This is a genomic window from Lentzea aerocolonigenes (assembly GCF_000974445.1).
GTDB classification, from domain to species: Bacteria; Actinomycetota; Actinomycetes; order Mycobacteriales; family Pseudonocardiaceae; genus Lentzea; species Lentzea aerocolonigenes.
Genome location: NZ_BBOJ01000006.1, coordinates 455,932 through 474,943 on the forward strand (window position 1 = coordinate 455,932; position 19,012 = coordinate 474,943).

20 protein-coding genes are annotated in these 19,012 nt (G+C 70.1%); 2 read left to right on the plus strand and 18 right to left on the minus strand.

Annotated elements, in window-relative coordinates:
* Positions 1-80: 80 nt before the first annotated feature.
* Positions 81-773, minus strand: a complete 693-nt coding sequence (locus AOM45_RS14650; protein WP_030472231.1) for a type 1 glutamine amidotransferase domain-containing protein — start codon at positions 771-773, stop codon at positions 81-83.
* Positions 774-805: 32 nt separating this feature from the next.
* On the minus strand, positions 806-1,666 hold the full coding sequence (locus AOM45_RS14655; RefSeq protein WP_030472232.1) for an SDR family NAD(P)-dependent oxidoreductase: 861 nt from the start codon (positions 1,664-1,666) through the stop codon (positions 806-808).
* A gap of 185 nt (positions 1,667-1,851) precedes the next feature.
* Between AOM45_RS14655 and AOM45_RS14660 the strand changes: the two genes are divergently transcribed.
* Complete coding sequence (locus AOM45_RS14660; protein ID WP_030472233.1) at positions 1,852-2,727, plus strand: helix-turn-helix transcriptional regulator; 876 nt, start codon at positions 1,852-1,854, stop codon at positions 2,725-2,727.
* On the opposite strand, the gene AOM45_RS14665 is transcribed toward AOM45_RS14660, so the two are convergent.
* The 3 genes from AOM45_RS14665 to AOM45_RS14675 all read right to left on the minus strand — a co-directional run bounded on the left by AOM45_RS14665 (position 2,718) and on the right by AOM45_RS14675 (position 6,414).
* Positions 2,718-3,464, minus strand: a complete 747-nt coding sequence (locus tag AOM45_RS14665) for a glucose 1-dehydrogenase (RefSeq protein WP_030472234.1) — start codon at positions 3,462-3,464, stop codon at positions 2,718-2,720. The genes AOM45_RS14660 and AOM45_RS14665 overlap by 10 nt on opposite strands.
* Before the next feature lie 312 nt (positions 3,465-3,776).
* The gene (locus tag AOM45_RS14670; protein ID WP_030472235.1) at positions 3,777-5,393 is read right to left on the minus strand and encodes an FAD-binding oxidoreductase; all 1,617 of its coding nucleotides are present in this window, start codon (positions 5,391-5,393) and stop codon (positions 3,777-3,779) included.
* A gap of 151 nt (positions 5,394-5,544) precedes the next feature.
* Positions 5,545-6,414 (minus strand): alpha/beta fold hydrolase, encoded by an 870-nt coding sequence (locus tag AOM45_RS14675; protein ID WP_051784496.1) that lies wholly within the window; start codon positions 6,412-6,414, stop codon positions 5,545-5,547.
* Positions 6,415-6,466: 52 nt separating this feature from the next.
* Here AOM45_RS14675 and AOM45_RS14680 point away from each other — a divergent pair, with 52 nt between their 5' ends.
* Entirely contained in the window at positions 6,467-6,895 is a 429-nt protein-coding gene (locus AOM45_RS14680) for a winged helix-turn-helix transcriptional regulator (RefSeq protein ID WP_051784497.1), read from the plus strand.
* An 8-nt stretch (positions 6,896-6,903) separates the two neighbouring features.
* On the opposite strand, the gene AOM45_RS14685 is transcribed toward AOM45_RS14680, so the two are convergent.
* From AOM45_RS14685 to AOM45_RS14745, 13 genes are all read right to left on the minus strand, one after another.
* On the minus strand, positions 6,904-7,266 hold the full coding sequence (locus AOM45_RS14685) for a hypothetical protein (RefSeq protein WP_030472238.1): 363 nt from the start codon (positions 7,264-7,266) through the stop codon (positions 6,904-6,906).
* A 12-nt stretch (positions 7,267-7,278) separates the two neighbouring features.
* Entirely contained in the window at positions 7,279-7,908 is a 630-nt protein-coding gene (locus tag AOM45_RS14690; protein WP_030472239.1) for a response regulator, read from the minus strand.
* On the minus strand, positions 7,905-9,455 hold the full coding sequence (locus AOM45_RS14695; RefSeq protein ID WP_236703491.1) for a sensor histidine kinase: 1,551 nt from the start codon (positions 9,453-9,455) through the stop codon (positions 7,905-7,907). The genes AOM45_RS14690 and AOM45_RS14695 overlap by 4 nt, the downstream gene beginning before the upstream one ends.
* Positions 9,456-9,790: 335 nt before the next feature.
* Complete coding sequence (locus tag AOM45_RS14700; protein ID WP_030472241.1) at positions 9,791-10,567, minus strand: AfsR/SARP family transcriptional regulator; 777 nt, start codon at positions 10,565-10,567, stop codon at positions 9,791-9,793.
* A gap of 192 nt (positions 10,568-10,759) precedes the next feature.
* A complete protein-coding gene (locus tag AOM45_RS14705; protein ID WP_030472242.1) occupies positions 10,760-11,122 on the minus strand; it encodes a hypothetical protein in 363 nt (120 codons plus the stop codon).
* A gap of 348 nt (positions 11,123-11,470) precedes the next feature.
* Positions 11,471-12,583, minus strand: coding sequence for an MSMEG_0565 family glycosyltransferase (locus tag AOM45_RS14710; RefSeq protein WP_030472243.1), 1,113 nt, complete (start codon positions 12,581-12,583; stop codon positions 11,471-11,473).
* The gene (locus AOM45_RS14715; RefSeq protein ID WP_030472244.1) at positions 12,580-13,413 is read right to left on the minus strand and encodes a carbon-nitrogen hydrolase family protein; all 834 of its coding nucleotides are present in this window, start codon (positions 13,411-13,413) and stop codon (positions 12,580-12,582) included. The genes AOM45_RS14710 and AOM45_RS14715 overlap by 4 nt, the downstream gene beginning before the upstream one ends.
* A 4-nt stretch (positions 13,414-13,417) precedes the next feature.
* Positions 13,418-14,257, minus strand: coding sequence for a carbon-nitrogen hydrolase family protein (locus AOM45_RS14720; RefSeq protein ID WP_030472245.1), 840 nt, complete (start codon positions 14,255-14,257; stop codon positions 13,418-13,420).
* On the minus strand, positions 14,254-15,633 hold the full coding sequence (locus AOM45_RS14725; protein ID WP_030472246.1) for an MSMEG_0567/sll0787 family protein: 1,380 nt from the start codon (positions 15,631-15,633) through the stop codon (positions 14,254-14,256). Before AOM45_RS14725 ends, AOM45_RS14720 begins: the two co-directional genes overlap by 4 nt.
* Before the next feature lie 2 nt (positions 15,634-15,635).
* A complete protein-coding gene (locus AOM45_RS14730) occupies positions 15,636-16,718 on the minus strand; it encodes an MSMEG_0568 family radical SAM protein (RefSeq protein WP_030472247.1) in 1,083 nt (360 codons plus the stop codon).
* An 87-nt stretch (positions 16,719-16,805) separates the two neighbouring features.
* Positions 16,806-17,318 (minus strand): MSMEG_0572/Sll0783 family nitrogen starvation response protein, encoded by a 513-nt coding sequence (locus tag AOM45_RS14735; RefSeq protein WP_030472248.1) that lies wholly within the window; start codon positions 17,316-17,318, stop codon positions 16,806-16,808.
* A gap of 54 nt (positions 17,319-17,372) precedes the next feature.
* Positions 17,373-18,200 (minus strand): amidohydrolase family protein, encoded by an 828-nt coding sequence (locus tag AOM45_RS14740; protein ID WP_030472249.1) that lies wholly within the window; start codon positions 18,198-18,200, stop codon positions 17,373-17,375.
* A 164-nt stretch (positions 18,201-18,364) separates the two neighbouring features.
* The coding region (locus AOM45_RS14745; protein WP_174517901.1) for a transposase at positions 18,365-19,012 on the minus strand (648 nt) is incomplete at its 5' end.

Consider the following 19,012-nt stretch of genomic DNA (forward strand, 5'->3'; position numbering starts at 1 on the left):
TCTTCCTGAGCGATCACGACGGGTCGGCCGGTGCCGCCGCTCCCCGTGGAAGCGGCGGCACGAACTCGGTGGGAGCACTGCTACTTGAGGGCGCCGATCATGGCTTCGGCCATGGGGGCGCTGGAGGCCGGGTTCTGGCCGGTGAAGAGGTTCCGGTCCTGCACGTTGTGCGCCTGGTACGCCGGTCCCCCGGAATGCTTCGCACCCTTCTGACGCAGCGTGCTGGCCAGCAGCCACGGAGCGCCTTGCGCAGTGCCGAAGCTCTCCTCCTCCTCGTCGGTGAAGGCCGTCATCTCCCGGCCTGCGAACAGCCACTTGCCGTTCTCGTCCACAGCGGACAGAAGGCCGGCCGGGCCGTGGCAGACGGCCCCGATGATCTTCCCGGCCGCGTCCGCCTCGGTGAGCAGGCGGCCGAGGTCGCGGTCCTGGTAGAGGTCGACCACAGGCCCGTGCCCGCCGGGGATGACCACGGCGACGTAGTCGTTCATGTCGATCTCGCTGAGCTTGAGCAGTGGACCGAACTCGCTCAGGGCCTGCGCGGCGTGCTCCACGTAGCGCGCACAGTCCGGACCGGCGATGTCCGGGTCGGCGCTGTGGGCGTCGAGCGGCTGCAGAACGCCGCCGGGGGAAGCGAAGTCGACCGTGAAGCCGGCCTGCACGAACTTCTCGTGGGGCGCGGCGAGCTCTTCGGCCCAGTACCCGGTCGGGTATTCCGAGCCGTCGGTGCGTTCCCAGATGTCGGCGGCGGACATGACGATCAGGATCTTGCGCACGATTTCGTCCTTTCTGGACAGACGGCGAACTCTCAGGCGTCGGCGAAGTCAGTGGCGCCGGCGGTCTGCGCGGTGGCCTCGAGGTTCGCGCGCAGGGCATCGACCTTGGCGGTGGCGTAGGCGTGGGCGTCCGAACCGAGCAGCTGGCGCAGCGGGCCCTCGCCGCTGACGACCTGGCGGATGATCGCCTCCGCGCCCTTGACCGGGTCGCCCAGCTGGCTGCCCTGGAGCTTCAGGTGGTTCTCGGTCATCTCACGCAGACCGGGGTACGCCTCCGTCGTCGAGGAGGGCAGCGCGAGCGAGTCGGTGGTGAGGAAGTCGGTGCGGAAGTAGCCGGGCTCGACGAGGGTGACCCTGACGCCGAAGTCGGCCATCTCCTGGGCCAGCGCTTCGGTGAGACCCTCGAGCGCGAACTTGCCCGCGCAGTAGAGGCCCCAGCCCGCCACCGCGGTCAGTCCGAGAACCGACGACACGTTGACCACATGGCCGCTCTTCTGCTCACGAAGGAGCGGCAGCGTGGCACGCAACACGTTCCACACCCCGGAAACCTGGACGTCGAGCATGCCGCGGACCTCGCGGGCACTCGTCTCCTCCACCGCGGCCAGGTAGCCGTAGCCGGCGTTGTTGACGACCACGTCGAGGCCGCCGAATCGCTCCGCGGCCTGGCGGACGGCCAGCCGGACCTGCTCGTCATCACGCAGGTCGACGGTCAGCGGCAGCAGCCGTGAAGTGTCGACGGTGTCACCGAGGGCTGCCAGCAGCCGCTCCGTGGAACGGGTCGTCGCGGCGACCTGGTCGCCGCGCTGGAGCAGCTGCGTGACCAGCTCCAGGCCCAGGCCGCGGGAAGTACCGGTCACGAACCAGGTCGCGGGTCGATCCGCAGGGAAACTCATGGTCGTCCTTCGCTCATGATTTTCGGTAATGCGCCGCCGGGCTGTTCCCGTGGTGGCGTGCTTCAAGAGTGACCCGCCACAAGCCCCTCGACGGGCCCATATCACGCCCTGTGGAGGCGCGGTCCGGGGAACCTAGGACTCTCCGGTCCACCCAGGACCGCGCAGGTTCAGGGACACTCGAACCCGTGAGCAGAACCAACCAGGAACTCGCCGATTTCCTGCGGCGAGCCCGCAACCAGGTCGACCCCGCCCGCGCCGGCCTGCCCCCGGACGGACGCGTCCGCCGCGTACCCGGCCTCCGCCGTGAAGAAGTCGCTCGCCTCGCCGGCGTGTCCACCGACTACTACGCCCGCCTGGAACAAGGCCGCCGCATCACGCCCTCCGCCGCCGTCGTCGAAGCCATCGGCCGCGCCCTCGGCCTCGACGCCGCCGGACGCGCCCATCTCAACGACCTCATCGGCCTGACCTCGACACCTGCCCGCCAAAGCCACGACGTCCAACGCGTCCGCCCCGGCCTGTACCAGCTCCTCGACGCCCTCGACGGCGAACCCGCCCTCGTCCTCGGCCGCCGCACCGACATCCTCGCCGCCAACCGCATGGCCAAAGCCCTCTTCACCGACTTCGACCAGTTCCCCGCCACCCACCGCAACTACGCCCGCTGGATGTTCCTCGACGACCACGCCCGGGCCCTCTTCGTCGACTGGCCCGACCAAGCCCGTGCCGCCGTCGAGAGCCTCCGGTTCGAAGTCGGCCGCAACCCCGACGACCGCGCCACCACCGACCTCGTCACCGAACTGCGCGAACGCAGCCGCGAATTCGACCAGTGGTGGGCGCAACACCGCGTCCATCAACGCACCCACGGTTCCAAGCGCCTCCGCCACAACCTCGTCGGAGACCTCACCGTCGACTACGAAACCCTCGCCCTGCCCGGCGACCCCGAGACCACCCTGTTCATCTACACCACCGAACCCGGATCACCCTCACGACGAGCCATCGACATCCTCGCCAGCTGGGCCGCGAGCAGTGACGCTGTTGCACCGCAAAGGTTTCTTCAGAGCTGAGTGGTGCCACCGTCCACGACGAGCTCGGCGCCGGTGGTGTAGGTGGCGTCGAACGCGAGGAACAGCACGGCCTTGACGACCTCGGCCGGGGTTCCCATGCGCTGCATGGGAGTGGTGGCGATGAACTGCGCCACCGCCTGATCGACCATCTCCGGGGGCAGCGCCCTTTCCAGGGCGCCGGAGTCGATGGCGCCCGGACTGACCGCGTTGACGCGGATCTTCCGCGGGAGCAGTTCCCGGGCCAGGCTGCGGGTCATCGACCGCAGGGCCGCCTTGCCGGCCGCGTACGTGCTGAACATCGGCAGGCCCAGCGCGTTGGCGATCGTCGTGGTGAGCACGATGCCGCTGCCCTCGGCCATGAGCGGGGCGAGTTTCTGGATCGTGAAGTAGGGGCCTTTGGTGTTGACCATCAGGTCCTGGTCGAACATCTCTTCGGTGATCGTCTCGAAGGGGCCGTAGCCGTTGTTGCTGCCTGCGTTGCCGATCAGGGCGTCGACCGTGCCGAACTCGATCTTCACCCGGTCGGCCAGCGCTTCGATGTCGGAGAGCGAGGTGGCGTCACTGCGGACTGCCACTGCGTTCTCGCCGAGCTGTTCAGCGGCCGAGTCCAGCGTTTCCTTGGTACGCCCGGTGATCAGCACTCGCGCTCCTTCGTCCACGAGCGACTGCGCGGCGGCCAGCCCGATCCCGCTGCTGCCACCCGTGATCACGACCTTCTTGTTGTCGTACCTACCCATGCCGGACATCTCCTGGTTCTGGAAGCTGTTTTCTCGTTGCGGAGCCGGACGTTCACTGTCTCAGCGGTTCCAGCGGGCCTTGACCTGCCGGAGCGCTTGTTGCCACTCGAACGCTATGGGATCAGCGGCCCAAGATCGTCACCACGCAGTGGACAATTCCGTGTAGCTCGCACGGGGGACAAAGCTTCGTCCGGCAGCGCCGGCCGGTACTTCGGTTCAGTTGAGCGGGCAAGGCGATTTCGTACCTGCCCATGCCGGACATCTCCTGGTTCTGGAACTGACGTGCTGGTTTCTCGTTGCAGCGCAGGACGTTCACCGTCCCGGCGGTTCCACCGACAGGGCGTGCCGGAAGACGCCACGCGGATCCCAGCGGGCCTTGACCTGCTGGAGCCGGGGGTAGTTGTCCTTGTAGTAGAGCGTGCGCGCCGGCACGCCGGAGGTGTTCCACGCCGGGTCGGCCAGGTCGGTGTCGGGGTAGTTGATGTAGGAGCCGTCGTTGACGTCGTCGGGCACCGGCACGCCGCCGGTGTCGGCGTACACGTCGCGGTAGAAGGTGCGGATCCAGGAGAGGTTGGCCGCGTCGTCGGCCTCATCGGCCCACACCGTCTGGTAGACCGCCTTCATCACCGTGTCGCGTTGGGCCACGGCGGTGGCCTCCGGCGATACCGCGTTCACCTGGCCGCCATAGCCGAGGAGATACATGCCGGACTCCTCACCGCCGGTGGAGTTCGTCAGGTTGCGGTAGACCGCGGCGAGTTGCCTGTCGGTCAGCGACCGGCGCAGGTAACCGGCTTTGAGCTTGTACCGGCGGGTGGCCCCGTCGCCCAGCTCACCCGAGCCCGGCCAGGTCGCCTTGTGCACCCACGGCGACGTCCGCCGCGAGTTGACGATCGGCTGGACGCTGGTGCCGGCGGTCACCGCGGTCACGAAGTCCGTGACGACGCCCTCAGCGCCGGGCAGGCCCGCGTCGATCTGCGCGACCACCGTGAAGTACCCGGCTTTGCGGTGCTGCGCCAGGAAGAGTCCGAACAGACCGGCGGATCGCGAGCCGGGCGCGCTGTTGTGCTCGTGCCAGACGCCGAAGTTGCGCATGAGCGTGGTGAACTCCTGCTCGGTCATACCGGCCCAGGGCCACACGAGCACGCACTCCAGCATCTGCTGCGGCGAGGCCGGCAGCAGCCGGGACGGATCACCGGTGGCACCGGGCGAACGCAGCCAGTACCGCGTGACCACACCGAAGTTGCCGCCACCTCCACCGGTGTGCGCCCACCACAGGTCGCGGTGCGGGTCGTTCGTCTCACGGGTGGCGGTCACCGCGCGGGCCGTGCCGTCCCGGTCGACCACCACGACTTCCACGCCGTACAGGTGGTCCACCACCGAGCCGTACCGGCGTGACAAGGCCCCGTAGCCGCCGCCCACGAAGTGCCCGCCTGCACCCACCCCAGGGCAACCGCCGCCGGGAATCGTCACGCCCCAGCCCTTGTACAGCGCCCGGTACACCTGCCCGAGCGTGGCTCCCGGCTGCACCGCGAACGCGCGCTTGTCGGCGTCGTAGCCGACCTCGTCCATGGACGAGAGGTCGAGCAGCACCCGCACCGCCGGGTCGGTCGTGAAGTTCTCGAAGCAGTGGCCACCGCTGCGCACCGCGACCCGTCTCCCGGCCCGCACCGCTTCGGTCACCGCGCGCACCACCTGGTCGGTCGAGCCGACGACGCGGATCTCGTCGGGCCGTCCCACGTGCCGGAAGTTGTTGCCGCGCAACAGGCCTTCGTAACGCGGATCGCCCGGCCGGATCTTCACCGGCCCGAACGCCGCCGACTCGGTGGCCGCCTGCACGGACACTCCGGCCGTCAACGTGGCGCCTGCCGCGGCACCCGCACTGGCGAGCAGCACACGACGACTCATCTGGTTGCGTTCCGATCGACTCATCCGCGATCCCTTCCGGCCCCGGTTCACTGGCACGCACACCGTGTCAGCGGCGGCACCGGCCGAACATCGACCGAATTGAAGATCAGCGGATGAAACCAGGTCCACCGGACAGCCGGGCCGCATCCTCCGATCGGATGACCACGGTGTGAGCTCAGACAGCCCTGGCGTGCTCGATGAGAAGGTCGGCGAAGGCGTCCGGCTGGTCGATCGGGGTGATGTGACCGCAGTCCTCGAGCAGGTGCTGGTCGAGACGGCCCGTGATCGGCTCGAGCTGGCGGGCGGTGGCCGCGCCGATCACACCACCACCGATGGCGAGGGTCGGCGTCGTCAGTCGCTGGTCCTGCGCCCAGTTCCCGATCCATTCCGAGGTGGCGGGCATCGCGCGGTAGTGGTCGAAGGCGTTGCCGAGACTTGTGTTGCCCCGGTAGGCCTCGACGATCACCCGGGTGAGGTCCGCCGGCACACCTCGGCGACTGCCGGCGGAGAGGAAGAAGCGGACGTAGCGCTCCGCCGAGTTCTCCAGGACGTCCTCGGCCAGACCACCGGCCGCCTGGTGGAAGCCGAACCACCACGGCGGCCCCTGCCGCAGGAAGTCCTCGGCGCCGGGCAGAAGTCCGATCAGCCCTTCGGACAGCGTCAGGCTGGTCACGCGCTCAGGCGACGATGCCGCCAGGGCGAATGCCGGCGTGACACCCAGATCGGTGCCGACGACGTGCACCTCGCGGTCACCGAGGACGTCCAACATGCGGAGCAGGTCCGCAGCGATCGCGGATGCCTGGTAGCCGCGGACGGCGGGTGTGCTGTCGCCCAGCCCGTGCAGGTCCGGCGCGATGGCACGGAAACCCGCCGCCGCCAGTCGGGGTGCGACATCGCGCCAGATCGCGCGGGTGTGCGGGAAGCCGTGCAGCAGCAGCACGGCCGGCCCCTGCCCGAGAGTCTCCACGACGAGTTCGACCCCGTCGATCGGTACCCGGTGCACGGTCGCGCCCGGAAGGTGAGGAGACGGAGTCAGCTGGTGCACAGGATTTCTCCTTGGTTACGCTCGGGAATGTGGTAACCGTAGGAAACCCCCGATGAACGGGGAAGAAGGCACTTTCCCGGCACCAGGTGACGTCGTGGTAACCGCCTCACGGCAGGGGAACCTGTTCGACCCCCTGTGCCCGACGAGGCACTTGCTCGACCGGGTGGGGTCGCGGTGGTCGACGCTGGCGGTGCTGTCACTCGCCGCCGCCGAGGGCGAGCTGCGGTTCACCGAACTGAAGCGCCAGATGACCGGTGTGTCGCAGAAGATGCTGGCGCAGACCCTCAGGGCACTGGAACGAGACGGCCTCGTCGGTCGTCGTGTCGAGGCGAGCAAGCCTCCACGGGTGTACTACCGGCTGACCGACCTGGGCACGACGCTCGTCGCGCCGTTGCGGAGTCTGCGAGCGTGGGCTGAGCAGTACATGCCCGTGATTCAGCGCAACTGCTCCGTGTTCGACGCCGCCGACCGCTCGGGCTGACACTTCTCCTACGGCGCCGCCACCGCGATCGCGGTGATCACGTGGATGACGGCGGCGACGGCCGGCGCGACGGTCATGCGGACCTCACGCCGATGAGCGCCGATGGCGGCGTCCCCTGCCTGGACGACCGCGGCGGTGATCAGCACCAGTGCGCTGACCGGTCCGGACGCGACGAACGGCGTCACGCAGACGAGAAGTCCCAGCGGCACGCCTCTGACCGAGTACATCCACGCGTAGAAGCGCTCGCCCGCGGTCGGTGTCCTCTCGTGACTCAGGGACGACGGACGGACAGCCGCCACGATCGCGAACCCGGTGGACACCAGGGAGACGACGCCGTTGAGCACGGCCAACCAGATCATTCCCGCACTCATGTGATCTCCTCGTCAGTCCCCCGGCGTGAGGTAGCCGCGGGAGAACGCGGCGGCCACGGCGGCTGCCCTGTCGTTGACGCCCAGCTTCGCGTACACGTGCAGCAGGTGCGTCTTGACCGTCGTCTCGCTGATGTAGAGCCGCTTCGCCGCCTCGCGGTTCGTCGAGCCCTGGGCGATCAGCTCCAGCACCTCCAGCTCGCGCTGGGACAGCGGTGCCGGGGCTGGTTTGCGCACCTGCCCCAGGAGCCGGGTCGCGACGGAGGGAGAGAGCACCGACTGCCCGCGTGCCGCAGCCTCGACCGCGCGGACGAGTTCCGCCCTCGGTGTCTCCTTGAGCAGGTAGCCGGTGGCGCCGGCCTCGATGGCAGGCAGCACGTGGCTGTCGGTGTCGTACGTGGTGAGCACCAGCACCCGTGACGGCACGCCGCGCTTCGCCAGCTCCTTGATGGCGGCGACCCCGTCGGTCCCGGGCATCCGCAGGTCCATGAGGATCACGTCGGGGCGGAGGCGTTCCGCGACCGCGACCGCTTCCGCGCCGTCATCGGCCTCGCCGACCACCTCGAAGCGCGGGTCGGCGCCGAACATGCCCCGCAGCCCGTCCCGCACCACCGGGTGGTCGTCGACGATCAGCAGTGAGATCAACGTTCGCTCCCAGCGGGGATCGCCGGCACCGTCACCGTGATCGCGGTGCCCCAGCCCGGCTCGGACTCGACGTCCAGCCGCCCGGCGAGGAGCTGCACCCGCTGCCGCATGCCGGCGAGCCCGAACCCCCCGTCGGCGGAGTTGCCGGAGCGCTCGGCGTCGGGCAGGAAACCCACTCCGTCATCCAGCACGTCGAGCGTCACCAGGTCCTCCATGTACGACAGGGTCAGCGCGACCCGACCGGCTCGCGCGTGCTTGGCGACGTTGGCGAGAGCCTCCTGCGCGGTCCGCAGCAGTGCCACCTCGACATCGGTGTGCATCGGCCGGGCGTCACCGGTCGTGGTCAGCACCGCCTCGACGCGGTTCACCTCGGACCAGCGCCTGGCCACGTCACGGATGGCGTCCGGGAGACGCGCCTGCGCCAGTGCGGACGGCCCCACCGCGTGCACCGTCCGGCGTGCCTCGGTGAGGCTCTCGCGGGCCAGGTTCATCGCGTTCGCCACGTGCCGGTGCGACACCGCCGGTTCGTCCGACGCCTGCTCGGCGGCCTGGAGCTGGGTGAGGATGCCGGCCAGCCCCTGAGCGAGGGTGTCGTGGATCTCCCGCGCCATCCGCTGCCGCTCTTCGAGCACGCCTGCCTCGCGGGCCTGCACCAGCAGTTGGGCGTGCAGGCCCGCGTTCTCCGCCAGCGCGGTCTCCAGCTCGACGTTGGCCTTGTGCAGCTCCACCAGCGCCCGTTTCTGCCGGTGGTTGCGCCGGTCGGACATCACGTCGGCGTAGAAGGCCGCCGTGGCCATGACCGTGGTGAGCGCACTGACTGCGGGCCATTTCCACCAGTCGTCGGCCGTGATGTTGGAGGCGCCTCCCACGTAGGAGACCGCCGAGACCGCGGACGTGACGGCCACGCCGACGTACCGCCACCGGCCCTTCAAGTACTGGAAGGCGTGCACGTACCCGACGAAGGCGAAGAAGCCGAACCAGGGCGTGAGCAGCACCAGGCAGGCCGTCAACGCCACGAGCCCCGCGTAGTACAGACCCATCAGCGGGCCATTGCCGTGCAGCTCCGGATGGAACGTGTGGAACCACAACACCCACGCGGTGAGCAGAGCGGAAAGCCCGAGCACCCAGGGAAGGTGCACCTCCGCGTTCCAGAGCAGCTGCAGCAGAGTCAGCACGATGCTGACCCCCAGCAACGGGTACGGGAGCACCTTCAGGACCGCGGTCTCCTTGCGCTCCCAGCGGTCGAACTCCTCGCGCAACTCGGCCTCGACACTCACGACCTGCTCCCAGTGGAAGTCCTCCCGGACGGGAACCGGCGAGGATCGCCCACCCCCGACGGCCAGGCGCAGCGGCCGAGACCGGTGACCGACCGTGCCGCCCTGCCATGATCGCACGCCCGGGCCCAGCGGGGTCACGGCCGGTACTCGCACCCGTCGGGTATTCGCAGGTACCAGCCGCTCGACTGTTGACCTGTGCAGTCGGCTCACCTCAGCGAGATCGGGATCGCCGTGGCGCTCGGCGAGGCCGTGCACCTCGATGATGGCCATGTGCAAAAGCCTGCCGCCTGCTGGAGCACGCCGGATCGACCACGTGGGCGAGGACTACCCCGGACGCGGTGGACCCCCTCCATCCTCCGATCGAAGGATGGAGGACAGCGCGGTGACGTGCTCGCAGTCCGGTTCGTCGGCCCGCGCTTGCCGCTGAACGGCCGACAGCGGTCGAGGGGACGTAGCGGGAGCCTGCCGGTTCGGCCTGGCAGGCCTGCTGCCGGTAACGGCGAGCGTCCGGCTCGAAGCGAGTTGATCACGCACGCGCGTACGCAGGACACCATCTTGAACACCGGACGAACACGCATTTCAACTACGGCCGCACGGTAAGGCTTTCACCCGGCCCGCCCGAGCACAGCGGCCTGAGCTCTCGACGTCTGTTCGGGGAGGACACCGCCGAGAACTCGGCGGTGCAGCTCCCGCAGGCCCGGCCCCGGCTCCAGGCCGAGCTCGGACACCAGCGCGTGTCGCGCCCGGTGGTACACGTCCAGTGCCTCCGGCCGACGACCAGCGCGGTACAGCGCGGTCATCAGCAGCTCGTGCAACCGCTCCCGCAGCGGATGCTCACTGGCCAGACCGGAAAGCTCACCGATGACGGCCTCGTGCAGACCACAGGCCAGCTCCGCTTGGTACAGCGCCTCGACCGCGGCGAGCCGGTGCTCAGCCAGCCGACGTCCCCAGTCGGCGAGCACCGGCACCTCCACGTCCGCGAAAAAATCGCCGCGCCACAACGCCATCGCCGCCCGCAGCGACCCGATCGCACGCTGCGGCTCCCGCTCCGCCAGCGCTGTCCCTGCCTCGACCAGCGCCACGAACCGTTCCGCGTCAACCTCTTCCGGCCGGACCCGGAGCTGGTAGCCCGCTGCTCCGAACGACAACCGATCCGGCTCACCGAACACCGCACGCAGCCGATGCACGTGCAGCTGCAGCTTCTGCGGCGCACGAGGATCCCGCTGCTCTCCCCACAGCGCGTCCGTCAGCACGTCCACCGGCACCGGTCGGCCGTTACGTGCCAGCAGCACGCCGAGCAGCACCCGCCGCAACCGGCCGGTGAGCACTTCGACCTTGCCACCACGCCGGACCTCCACCTCTCCCAACACCCGGAACTCCATGCCCCTCCCCCTTTCGGTGACTCCATCACAGCCCACTGGACGGGCCGGGACTGTCAGGCGGTCACCTGACATCGCCGGAACTCCGCGGGCCGAGGTCACCGGGGGCATCGGCTCAACGGGCGGTTCACCAGGGAGGGCACTCGTGGTGAACCGCCCGCGGACTACTTCTCACCGATGCGCCGAACCGGCCCGTCAGGCGTAGTCGGTCGTCCAGCCCGAACACTTGTCGGGGAGGGGCCTGCGGTTCACGCAGACCCGGTAGTCGACCCTGGAGCCTTCGGCGAACTCCTTGTTGTACGTGATGCTCGAGTTGCATCCGCTGGCGAGGTCGTGCCGGTTCTCGGAGCCGCCGCGGAGCGAGTACCTGAGGTACACGGGGTTGTCGTCGCACGCGGTGTCGGACAGTTTGAAGATTTCGCCGTGCGGGTCGAAAGTCGCCTTGGCGCCAGGGATGCTGGCGCTGCTGGTGTCCGCGTGCGCCGCCGGCGCCACCAACGCCGAACCGCCAAAGGCGAGCGCAAGCGCGCCGAGTGAAAGAGCTGCTTTCTTGACCATGTCGTACAACCTCCGAGTTGTCGGTGTCCCTCGGCCCCCCTTGGCCGGCGACATGACCAAGAATCTCCACGGCGCTTTCACCGAACTTTCGCGCCGAAGAAAGCGAGCGTGGGCGCTGATCAGGCGCGGGGTTCCCAGGGGAGGAAACGGCCGATCACCGGTGCGAAGACGACCGCCCACAACAACGTGGAGGCCACGCCGAGCACGGTCGCATTTCTCCGCACGTACAGCGCTCAACCGCAGGCTGGGCCCTGTACGAGGTCGTGGACCTCGCGTGGCGCCACCGTCCACAGCGCCCGGACGAACACCTCGAGTCGACGAGCCACGCCTCGCCTGCCGGCGGCGAAATCAATTGCCGAGTCGAGCCACCAGCTGACGGCTCTGCTCGAGCAGGCGCCGGTAGAGGAGCACGTGGCGGGCCGCTGCCTCCTCCCAGCTGAAGCCGGCGGCGAGGGCCTGTCCTGCCGCCTGGAAGGAGGCGGGTTCGTCGAGTGCGGCGCGCAGCTGGGCGGCGAACCCGGCGGGGTCTGCGGCGAACCGGGCGGCAGTGCCGAAGACCTCGCGCAGCACGGGCAGGTCGCGGGTGACCACGGGCACCCCGGCGGCGAGGGCTTCCATCGCGGCCAGGCCGAAGCCTTCCTTGGTGGACGGGAAGGCGAACACGCTCGCGGCGGCGACGAGGGACGGCAGTTCGTCGTCCTGGATCGGGCCGAGCACGACGGGTTCGACCCCGAGTTCGGCGGCGCGTGCGTCGAAGCGGGCCCGGTAGTCGCGGTAGTCGAACAGGGTCTCGCCGCCTGCCAGCACGAGCCTGAGGTCCGGGTCGGACTCCCGCAGCAGCGCGTACGCCTCCAGGAGGTCCAGCGTGCCCTTGCGCGGCTCGATGCCACCGACGGCCAGCACGTAGCGGCCCAGCCGCGAGCGCCATCGGCTCTGCCCGAGGACGTCTTCTGCCGCGAGCTCGAACCGTCGCGAGTCCACCCCGTTCGGGATGACGTCGGCCTGGATTCCCCAGCCCTGTCGGAGTTCCTCCGCTACCGCCGCGGAGACGCAGACGTGAGCGAACGGCTTCCTGATCGCGCGTTCGTGGCAGGCGATGAGCTCGGGAGTGGTGAAGTGGTCGATGTGGTGGACCGTGCGGACGCACCGCGACACGGCGTTGGCGCTGATGCAGTCCTGGGCGTGGACGATGTCGTAGCCGCCGGGGTCGAAGGCGGCACGCAACGTGTCAATGGAACGCAGGATGCGCGGGCCGACGCCTTCGCCCTCGACGTCGGGGAACGGCACGATCTCTTGCCGCACAACGGGATCGACCGGGCGGAAGAAGCCGCTGTCGCCGCCACGGCCGAGCGTCCACACCGTCACGTCCTCGCCTGCCGCCGCCAGCGCTTCGGCGAGGGCGAGGGTGTGCACGACGCCGCCGCGCGGTTTGGTCGAGTAGCTCAGCAGCGCGATCTTCACGGGGTTCTCCGGTAGGCGGCCGGGTTGAGCTCGCCGAGGTGGTGCAGCACCCGGCGGGCGTTGGCGATCTCCGCGGCCACGTCGAGCTCCGCGACGGCGATGCCGGCTTTGCTCCAGGTGCGGGCGAGGATGTCCCCGCCTGGTCCGACGACCTTGGCCTGCCCCAGGAAGCGCATCCCGCCCATGGCGCCGGTCTGGTTCGACGAGACGAGCACGACCTGGTTCTCGGCGGCACGTGCCTGGTCGTAGAGGTCGAACAGGCGGGACTGGCGGTCCTGGGCCATGCGCGGCGCGCGGTTGGTGATGCTCGTCGGCCACGCGGACAGGCACGCCACGATCTCGGCACCGTCCAGCGCCAGCGACCGCGCCGATTCCGGGAACGTCTTGTCGTAGTCGATCAACATGCCGAGCCGGCCGACTGGCGTGTCGAAGGCGGCGAACGTGTCGCCCGGCGAGTAGGCGATGGTCTCCCCCGGCGGCTGGTGCACCTTGCGGTGGTGCCCCAGCATCCCGTCCCCGGTCACGCACACCGCGGCGTTGTACCTGTCGCCGTCGGCCGCCTCGCAGTATCCGACGCAGACGACCATCTCGGCGGCCAGCGTCGCGATCTGCTTCACCAGCGGGCTGTCGCGTTCGAGAGCGGGCGGCAGCGCGTGCGGGTCCGGGTGGCGCAGGTCCGCCAGGTAGCCGCCGAGTGCCGCGTCCGGCAGCACCAGCAGGGAGACTCCCGAAGCGCGCGCGTGGTCGATGAGCGTGCTGATGCGCTGGAGGGCGAAGTCGAGGTCCCGCCCGAAATGCGCGGCAACGGCACCAATGCGGATCGCTCCCATCGGGTCAGTATCTCGCTGCCACGAGATCCTCGTACGCCTCGGGTCGCCGGTCTCTCAGGTGTCCCATGGACCGCCGGGCCGTGTCCAGGGCCTGCCGCACGTCGAGCTCGGCGACCGCGACGCCCTCGGCCACACCGGTGTCGGCCACGATCTCGCCACCGGGGTCGACGACCTTGGCACTGGCCACGAACCGCAGGTCGCCGAACGTGCCGGACTGGTTGGCCGACAGCCACACGATCTGGTTCTCCAGCGCCCGCGCCCGATCGAACAGGTCGAACCGGCGTTTCCACCGGTCCTGCGCGAGATCCGCGGCGGGGCTCGTCCGGCTGCCGGGCCAGGCCGACATGCAGACGACGATCTCGGCACCGTCCAGCGCGAGCGCCCGCGCCGACTCGGGGAAGGCCTTGTCGTAGCAGATCATCATGCCCAGCCGGCCGACCGGCGTGTCGAACGCGGCGAAGGCGTCGCCCGCCCGGTAGGCGGCGTCCTCGGACAACGGCTGGTGCACCTTGCGGTGGTTGCCGAGCACGCCGTCACCGTGGACGCACACCGCGCTGTTGTACCGGAACCCGTCCGCTTCCTCGCAGTACCCGGCGGTGACCACGATGTCGCCGGCGAGCTCGGCGAGCCTGCGGATCTCGGGACCGTCGAGTGCGAGCGCCGGTGGCCCGTCCGCGTCTCCGTCCAGGTTGGCCAGGTAGCCGCCGAGAGACGCCTCGGGCAGCGCGAGCAGCCCGACCCCGTCGGCACGTGCCCGGTCGATCAGCCGCGAGATCCGCGCGAAGGCCGCCTCCAGGTCGCGGTCGAACGGCGCGGCCACCGCGGCCATGCGCAGCTTGCTCATGAAGTCCCCAATCCCGTGACCCCGGCCGTGATGGCCGAGGTCTGTTCGCCGTCCGGCCAGCGCAGCGTGACGCCGCTGCCCGCCACCAGCTCCCCGCATTCGCCACTCACCGCGGGGCTCACCAGCGGGGCGCCACCGGGTTCGTCGGCCGTGAGCATCGCGAAGCCCGGGAAGCAGGTGAGCCAGTCGCCCACCGTCGCGCCGGACGGCCGGGGCACGTCGGCGACGGTGAGCACCGCCCCGCACCCGCTGGACTCGGCGAGCATGCCGAGCGTCCCCACGACGCCCGCCATGGACACGTCCTTGGCGGCCGCGGGACGGGCCGTCGCGACCGATCCCAGCAGCGCCTTCAGCTCCGGCGTGCGCCGCGAGGTCGTGGAGTCCCATTGCCTGCCCGCGTATCCCGGCCGCCAGCCGCCCGCGAGATCTGCGGTGAGCCGCACCCGGTGTCCCGGTTTCCCGCCACCGCCGGGCACCGGCCACGCCGTGCGGCCCAGCGCGGTCACCGACAGCGCGGCGGGCACGCCGAGCTGGGTGTGCCCGCCGAGCACAGGCACGTCGTAGGCCTGGCTCGCCCGCCGCAACCCGGCCAGCACACGTGCCGCGAAGGAGCGGTCGCGCGCTCCCAGTGCGTCCAGCAGGCCCACCGGTTCGGCGCCCATCGCGGCGAGATCGTTGACGTTGACCAGCACCGAGCACCAGCCCGCCCAGTCCGGGTCGCGTTCGACCATCGACGGCAGGATCGCGTCGCACGCCGCGACCAGGTCACTGCCCGGCACCGGCACACCGTCGTCGCCGACGAAGCCCGGCACACCGGTGAGTCCGCCCAGCAGCGACCCGAGATCGCTCTTGGTGGCCCGGGCCAGTGCGGCGATCCGGCCGATCGGCCACCGCATCAGCACGTGCGGGGTGTCGGCCACGGACACCGGCCGCACCGCTGTCCAGCCCAGGCGGGTGAACAGGGGCTCGTTGCGGGTCTGGATGGTGGCCTCGAACCGGAGCACCCCGGCGTTCTCGGCGTACGCGCACGCTGCCCTGATCAGCGCCGCTCCGATCATCCCGCGGCTCGCCGGAGCGACCACGAGCCTTCCGCCGAGCCACCAGCCGAGATCGAGTCCCTCGGTCGCCGGGCCGAGCCGCACCCCGCCCAGGACCTCTCCCGCTCCGTCACGGGCGACCAGCACGACGGTCCGCGGGTCGTCGTCACGGTCGTCGCGGTCGTGCCCGGTGAACAAACCCTGCTCGCGCACGAACACCTCGGTCCGCAACGCGTGGTAGGCCGCCGTGGTCACCGCGTCGCCGGCCTGTTCGATGCGGAACGCGGGCTGACGCGCGATGGTGGCCCGGTCGCCCAGTACCGCGAGGACGTCGATCATCGTCAGCCTCCCGCCGCGCTCAGCGCACCGCACGCCCCGCAGGCCGCGCAGCCGGCGCCCTGGTCGGCGCCCAACATCGCGGCCTGACGCAGCAACGCGGCCACCCGCTCGGTGACGTCGCGGACCACGGCGGGCGCGGGTGGTTCGGCGCCGTCGCGGCGGGCGAGCGTGCCGAGCATCGGCCGCATCGGCACCACGAACGGGTACACACCGCGCTCGATGAGCCGTGCCGCGCCCGCCACGAGGTCGTCCGGATCCTCGCCGAGGCCGATGAGCAGATAGGTCGAGACGCGGTTGCGGCCGAACACCCGGACCGCCTCGTCCCACGCGGCCTCGTACTCGGCGAACGGCACGGTCGCCTTGCCCGGCATCCACCGCCGCCGCACGTCGTCGTCGAGCGACTCGACGTGGATGCCGATCGAGGTCGCACCCGCCTCCCGCAGCTCGGTCAGCACGGCGAGGTCGGCGGGCGGCTCGATCTGCACTTGGATCGGCAGGCCGGGCACCGCTTCGAGCACCTCGCGCACGCAGCGTGCGAGGTGCCGGGCGCCGCGATCGGGCCCGGTCGTGGTGCCGGTGGTCATCACCATCTGCCGGACGCCGTCGAGCCGCACCGCGGCCTCGGCCACCTCGGCCAGCTGAGCCGGTGTCTTCGCCGCGACCGTCGCGCCGGAACGCAGGGACTCCTCGATGGCGCAGAACCGGCAGCGTTGTTCCTCGGCGTAACGGATGCAGGTCTGCACCACCGTGGTGGCGAGCACGTCGCGTCCGTGCAGGAGCGCGATCTTGCGGTAGGGCACACCGTCCGCTGTGGACAGGTCGTAGAACTTGGGCCGTGCCACGGGTTCCACGGACAGGCCGAGGTCGATCGTCCCCTCGAACACCCGCCCGTCCCGGACGGTGTAAGGACTTTCGGGGTTCAACGGCAGTGCCGCGTTGGCGCCGTCGACGACCAGGTGGCCGTCGTCGCTCGGCCCCGCGCCCTTGCTGCGCCGCACCGGCGCGTCCACCCGCACGCCCCGCACGGCCAGGTCGATCCTCGTGGCGAGCTTCTGCGCCGCCTGCTCATCTGTGTCAACGCGCACGGTCACACCCCTGACTCGGCAAGGACATCGGACGGCGGCTGCCGGCGGGCAGCCGCCGTTCGGGAGAACGCGAACGGGCTGGTGCAGCTACCACATGTACGTGGAGTTGATGATCGCGCCCTTGCGGGCGTAGTGGATCAGCGCGTCCTGCACGTCGAGCGGGTGCGTCGGGATGACGCCCTCGATCAGGTCCTCTTCCCGCAGGCCGTGCAGCGACAGGCCGAAGCGGCAGCAGTAGACCTTGCCGCCCTCCTTGATGAAGGTCTTCAGCTGGTCGTTGATGTTGTGCTCGCCGGGGAACGCGGAGTTGCCGGTGGTCGGGAACCCGCGGGTGGCCATGCAGTTCATCGATCCGGGACCGTAGAAGTAGATCGCGGACTCGAAGCCCTTCCGCTGCGCGCGGGTGGCCTGCAGGATCGCCACGAAGCTCACCGACGACTCGTGCGCGATGCCGTGGATCAGGGTGAAGTAGGACTGACCGGGCTCGGCCTGGTAGTCGGGGAACACCTTCGTCCCGCCGTAGAGGTTGGAGCCCTCCGGCAGCGACGGGTGCGGGATCTCCTCGAGGCTCTGCTTCTCGGTCTCGGTCAGCTCGGACACGCGATCTCCTCGGTTGTTCTGCGGGGTTGTTCGGTGGGACGTTCACCACGGGAGCTACCCGTAGAGCTTTTCGAAGGTGCCGCGGAAGACCAGACCGGCGAGCTCGCCGTCGCCCGTGGCGGCGCGCAGGCGGGCGTACTCGCCCTCGTGGTCTCCCCAGGGCTGGTCGCTGGCGAAGAGGATCCGGTCGTGCCCGATCCCGCGCCGGTCGATCTCGTGGGCGAGCCAGCGCGGCGCGAAGCCGATCGCCCACGAGAGGTCGGTGTAGACCTGTTTGCCCGCCTCGATCCAGTCGAAGAACCGGTGCGAGACCAGCTTGATGTGGCCGCTCATGCCCCCGCCGAAGTGCACGAGGTGCACGGCCACGTCGTCGCCGTACCAGTCGACGAGGTTCCCGACCTGGTCGATGTCCGACGCCGCGCCGGGCGAGGTGTGCACGTGGACGACGAGCCCGTGCTCGCGAGCGACCGCGAAGATCCGGTCGAGACCGGGGCGGCACGCCGGGTCGTCCGGCCTGCCACCGAGCAGGAAGCTGAGCTTCAGCGCCCGCACACCGCGTTCTGCTGCCAGCGCCAGCGCGGCCTCGGTCCGCTGTGCGTCGCGTTCGAGTGGGGACACCCACAGGCAGGCGCGGATCCGGTCGTCGCGAGTCGCCGCTTCGACGCACAACTCGTTGAAGGAGAAGGCGATGTCCGGGTCAGGCACCCCGTAGTTGGGCAGCACGAGCGCTCGTTCGGTGCCTTCGGCGTCGAGGTCGGCGATCAGCTCGTCGATCGTCGCCCTGGCGGTGACGTCGGGCCGCACCGCCGGGCCGCCGTAGAACGGATACGCGGGCATCACACCGATGTGCCGGTGCGCGTCGTGGACAGTTCGGTCAGGCATGGCACCCACTTCGTCGGCTGCGGGCCTAGCCTCGATCTTTCACGTGGCGCCTAGTTGAGGTGCCGGTGGACGGGGTGCTGTGCTCGATTGTGTTGGGCAGGGGTGGTTTCCGGCGCTGGGCCGCCGGTTCTCCTGGTCCTTGTCGTGGGGTCGGGGTGCTGGGTTCAGCTGGTGTGCAGCGCGGTGTAGCCGGTGTGGATGAGATGGTTCCAGGGCCAGTCGCGTGGCAGCCTGAGTCGGTGGCGGCGTCCGCTGTGGATGATGCGTCCGGCGACGGTGAGGACGCGTAGCCGTAGTCGTTTGGGTTCCCAGCGCCGTGCCGGTTCGTGTTGGTCGAAGGCGAGGGTCTGGGTCCAGGCGAGCAGGTCGGCGGCCAGGGCGGCGATCTCGAGCCAGATCTGATTCTGTGTGAAGCCGTGGAAGGGCAGGTTGCGCATCCCGGTGTCTTTCTGGCCGCGGATGCGGTCTTCGGCGCGGGCGCGCTGGCGGTGACGGACCTCCAGATCGGGCAGGGTCCAGCCGGGTGCGCGGGTGTTGGTGGCGAAGCAGGTGATCCGCCAGCCGTCGCGGTCGGTCAGGCGTAGTTGCGCGCCGGGATGCGGGCGTTCACGGCGGGCGATCACCCGCATCCCGGGCGGCCAGGTCCGCGCGGCGGAATGGCTTGCCCGGCTCGGTGTGGGCATCCAGGTGGTGAGTTCGGCGACCTGGGCGCCGTCGCGCGGGCCGCCGTCGCTGTCGATCGCGGCGCGCCAGGCCTGCGCCGGGATCGCGTCGATCGCCGCTTTGACCCCGTCCTGGGCGGGAAACCCGAT

Bases quoted from the DNA above. Each gene is read 5' to 3' on its own strand.
- AOM45_RS14700 (WP_030472241.1), bottom strand. From the start codon at position 10,567: ATGGAGTTCCGGGTGTTGGGAGAGGTGGAGGTCCGGCGTGGTGGCAAG.
- AOM45_RS14655 (WP_030472232.1), bottom strand. From the start codon at position 1,666: ATGAGTTTCCCTGCGGATCGACCCGCGACCTGGTTCGTGACCGGTACT.
- AOM45_RS14720 (WP_030472245.1), bottom strand. From the start codon at position 14,257: ATGAGCAAGCTGCGCATGGCCGCGGTGGCCGCGCCGTTCGACCGCGAC.
- AOM45_RS14725 (WP_030472246.1), bottom strand. From the start codon at position 15,633: ATGATCGACGTCCTCGCGGTACTGGGCGACCGGGCCACCATCGCGCGT.
- AOM45_RS14665 (WP_030472234.1), bottom strand. From the start codon at position 3,464: ATGGGTAGGTACGACAACAAGAAGGTCGTGATCACGGGTGGCAGCAGC.
- AOM45_RS14685 (WP_030472238.1), bottom strand. From the start codon at position 7,266: ATGAGTGCGGGAATGATCTGGTTGGCCGTGCTCAACGGCGTCGTCTCC.
- AOM45_RS14715 (WP_030472244.1), bottom strand. From the start codon at position 13,413: ATGGGAGCGATCCGCATTGGTGCCGTTGCCGCGCATTTCGGGCGGGAC.
- AOM45_RS14705 (WP_030472242.1), bottom strand. From the start codon at position 11,122: ATGGTCAAGAAAGCAGCTCTTTCACTCGGCGCGCTTGCGCTCGCCTTT.
- AOM45_RS14670 (WP_030472235.1), bottom strand. From the start codon at position 5,393: ATGAGTCGATCGGAACGCAACCAGATGAGTCGTCGTGTGCTGCTCGCC.
- AOM45_RS14680 (WP_051784497.1), top strand. From the start codon at position 6,467: ATGAACGGGGAAGAAGGCACTTTCCCGGCACCAGGTGACGTCGTGGTA.
- AOM45_RS14695 (WP_236703491.1), bottom strand. From the start codon at position 9,455: ATGGCCATCATCGAGGTGCACGGCCTCGCCGAGCGCCACGGCGATCCC.
- AOM45_RS14740 (WP_030472249.1), bottom strand. From the start codon at position 18,200: ATGCCTGACCGAACTGTCCACGACGCGCACCGGCACATCGGTGTGATG.